The organism is Luteibacter sp. P4_D7_3, from assembly GCF_056401735.1.
The window spans coordinates 1-3,404 of the sequence record NZ_JBFUIT010000381.1; the positions used below are offsets into that span (position 1 = coordinate 1).

3 protein-coding genes are annotated in these 3,404 nt (G+C 62.4%); all 3 read left to right on the forward strand.

Features of this window, described 5'->3' with window-relative positions:
- The first annotated feature begins 1,188 nt into the window (after window positions 1-1,188).
- The 3 genes from AC1DSN_RS20210 to AC1DSN_RS20220 all read left to right on the forward strand — a co-directional run bounded on the left by AC1DSN_RS20210 (window position 1,189) and on the right by AC1DSN_RS20220 (window position 3,229).
- Window positions 1,189-1,617, forward strand: a complete 429-nt coding sequence (locus tag AC1DSN_RS20210) for a hypothetical protein (protein ID WP_477296092.1) — start codon at window positions 1,189-1,191, stop codon at window positions 1,615-1,617.
- Between the two features lie 130 nt (window positions 1,618-1,747).
- Entirely contained in the window at window positions 1,748-2,002 is a 255-nt protein-coding gene (locus tag AC1DSN_RS20215) for a hypothetical protein (RefSeq protein ID WP_477296091.1), read from the forward strand.
- Window positions 2,003-2,149: 147 nt separating this feature from the next.
- Window positions 2,150-3,229: an HlyD family secretion protein gene (locus AC1DSN_RS20220; RefSeq protein ID WP_477332475.1), complete on the forward strand. Its 1,080-nt coding sequence runs from the start codon at window positions 2,150-2,152 to the stop codon at window positions 3,227-3,229.
- Window positions 3,230-3,404 lie beyond the last annotated feature (175 nt).

Genomic DNA, 3,404 nt, shown 5'->3' on the forward strand with positions numbered 1-3,404 from the left:
TTCGCCCGCATCGGTAATCGGGGACCGCATGGTCATGGCCAGGGCAAACGCTTTTCCCGCTGGGACCTCGACGTGCAGGCACTGCCCGGGCGAAGCATTGACTCGCATCACTTTCACGCGCGAGGGAGTCAGAACCGATGCAATTACGTGTCCCGCGCTCGTACCGGGACACAAGATCCCTTGGGTAAGGCGATATGTTCTCGGTGGATGCATGCGAATAGTGCTGTCTCTGATAAGACGCGCGACTGCCATGCCAGACCATTGGTGCCTGGATGTTTCCAGCACAAACCGACTGGTCACAATCGCTGAGTCATCCCGGTGCCCCTTCTAGCTCGCCACTCAAGGGTGATTGAGCCGAAGGCGTGGCGCAACCCCCTTATTGCATCCGAGCGGCCCCTCTCGTTCTTCAAGGCGCGTGTCATAGCGCCCCCTGATGATAACTTCAATTTCTAGGTCCTGAAAACGCCCACTCGCTTGAAAAAAATGGACCGTTGAAGGAAGTCTCGATGGCGTAGCTGCAAAATAGACCGCATTGAGGTCACAGGGCGATGCGATGAATTGGCCCTCGAAGTGGCCCTGCGAATTGTGTCACCGCCGCTTCTTCTCGCTGCCATTGCAAGACCGCCTTGTCCGGCGTCCTGTCGGACTCTCGTACCGCGGCGTCTCAAGTGACAGGAGCAAGCGTTGGTGGTGGTCATGGCACGGTTATCAATGCCAGATTGTCTGAAACTATAAGTGCATGAACGCTACGCCCATTCGTGTGTTCGCAGCAGACGATGATCCGAAGGTGTCCTAGGACATCGAAGCCATCGTCTCGGCCGACGCCGAACTAGCCTCATCGCCGGTACGGTGGATGGCCGGCGGATATCGAAGTCAGCCGCCGTCACAAGTCCGACGCTGTTGTTAGGGGCGTGCGCGCGGCCGGCATCGACAGTATCCAGACGGCACTTGCCTAGCGCGCAGTGTGTCCGGATGCCCGCGCGCTCCTACTCGCGACCCATCCGGACGACATGCAGAGCACTGGCATTTTGTGCCGGGGCAGCGCATACCTGCCCAAAAGCGCTGTACGTCGGGACCTCATGCGCACCGTTCGACCTGGGCGCGGCATCACTGGAGCGCCTGGCGGCGTTGGGTTGGCAATCTGACCCTGTCTCCGAAGACGGGATCCGGAAGGAGCGCGGAGCCGAGGTGCTCGAAGCCGCGGCCTACGGCCATCCTAGCCGGCATATCGCCATGGCGATTGGCGTCAAGGAAGAGATCGCTAAGACCCACCTCAAGTGGATTTCTGCCGCGCTCGGTGCGCACGGTCGCACCCACGCGCTTGTCCTCCTGATGAGCGCGACGCTCTGTCGCCGCTGTCTTGGGTCTGACACGGACAGGCAGCGGTTTAGCGTCAAAGCGCTACTCGCGCCTCGACGTGCATCCGCCCGTCCCGTGCCGCTGCGTGGGCCAGGAGTCAGTGCATGCCTGCTTCCCGCCTTTCCGACGAAGCCGTTGTCGCGACGCTCTTCGGGCTTCTCCCTGCAAGTCGTCGACACGGACGACATCCGCCTCCAGACAGTCGTGGGTGGTCCGGGTTCACTACTGGTCCTGATGCCCGTCCGGCCCATGATCTGATGGGTGACCCGCAAGGTCTTGCGGACCTTGCGGGGCTTTCGGGTTGCCGGCGTTGACCTGCGTGGCACGGCGCCTCGTCCCGGCCGGATGAGGGTTACGGCCCAAAAACAATTGCCAAGACGTTACTGGAGTGAGGACCGCCCTCGATATGGATGCGGCCTATATCGTCGGCAGTGACGTTGGGCTGGTCGTGGCAACGATGTGGCCCAGTTATGCGCCCCTAACCATGCCGGTCCTCGGCGCGGGTCGCATCGGCCACGACTTCTTGGCCATGTTCTTCCTGGCCGCCGTGCCCAGCACCAGCGTCGTTAAGCTCGACAAGACCGGGCACTGGATTGCATCGAGCAGCCGCAGGCCTTGCTGGGCGTCATCCGGGAGCACCTAAAGGCTGCTAGTCCAAAGCTGAGCTTGTACGTCCTGGTTTCGGGGCCGGAAAAAAGTTCAATTATTTTTTGGCGGTGCCCCTTGATATCGGTTACTTGGCCCATAGAAGTATGACCGTAATCCTATCAACTGCCGAGCAGGTACTCCCGTGTCCGCCACCATCGACTCAGTCATCCCGTCCACCGCTGCCGACCCCCGCTCGCGGAATAAGGCCCTCAAGTTCATCGCCCTCGGCATTGGCGCGGTCGCCCTCGTGGGCTACGGCGTCCACTGGTGGACGTGCGGACGCTTTATTGAGGACACCGACGACGCATACGTCGGCGGYGACGTCACGGTCATCGGTTCAAAGGTCTCCGGCTACATCGACACGATCAACGTGACCGACAACCAGGCGGTCAGGAAAGGGGACCTGCTGGTCAAGATTGACGACCGTGACTACAAGGCGGCGCTGGCCAAGGCTGAGGCGGCCGTCGAGGCGCAGCAAGCGGCGCTCGGCAACCTCGACGCCGTGGCGACCCTGCAGAAGAGCATCATTGCCCAGGCAGTCGCCGGAAAAGCCGCAGCGCAGGCTGAGGCAACCCGCTCCCAGCTCGACGACCAGCGCTACGCGGCCCTCGCAGGCCGTTCGGCCGTTTCCATCGAAAGCGCGCAGCGTGCGCAAGCCGACGCCAAGACAGCGCGCGCCGCAACCGACCGTGCATCGGCCTCCGTCGAAGGTGCCGAACGCCAGCTTGATGTCATCGACACCCAGAAAAAGCAGGTCGAGGCAGCGCTGGCCCAGGCGAAGGCCGAAGCAGACACAGCAAGGCTCAATCTCTCCTATACCGAGCTTCGCGCCCCGGTCGACGGCACCATCGGCAACCGGCGGGCGAGGGTGGGCACGTTTGCCTCCGCTGGCAGTCAGATGCTGGTGGTCGTTCCGGCGCACGGCCTTTGGGTCGACGCCAACTTTAAGGAAGACCAGCTCGCACGCTTGAAGATCGGCCAGGAAGTCGACGTCCGCGCCGATGTGCTGCCGGGTCGCTCGTTCAAGGGGCACGTGGCAAGCCTGGCCCCTGCGACGGGTGCCCAGTTCAGCATCCTGCCGCCCGAAAACGCGACGGGCAACTTCACCAAGGTCGTTCAGCGCGTGCCGGTGCGCATCTTGCTCGACGGGGCTGACGGTGACCTTGGCGTATTGCGACCGGGTCTGTCGGTCACGGCCACCATCGACACCAAGGCCGAGTGACGCGACCGTGCAAAACCTCACTCACAACCAGAAGGTCTTCGCCTTTGCGTCGATGTGTCTGGGCATGTTCATTGCCTTGCTCGACATCCAGATCGTATCGGCGTCCCTTCGCGACATCGGGGGCGGCCTGTCGGCCGGTGCGGATGACACCGCCTGGGTCCAGACTAGTTACCTG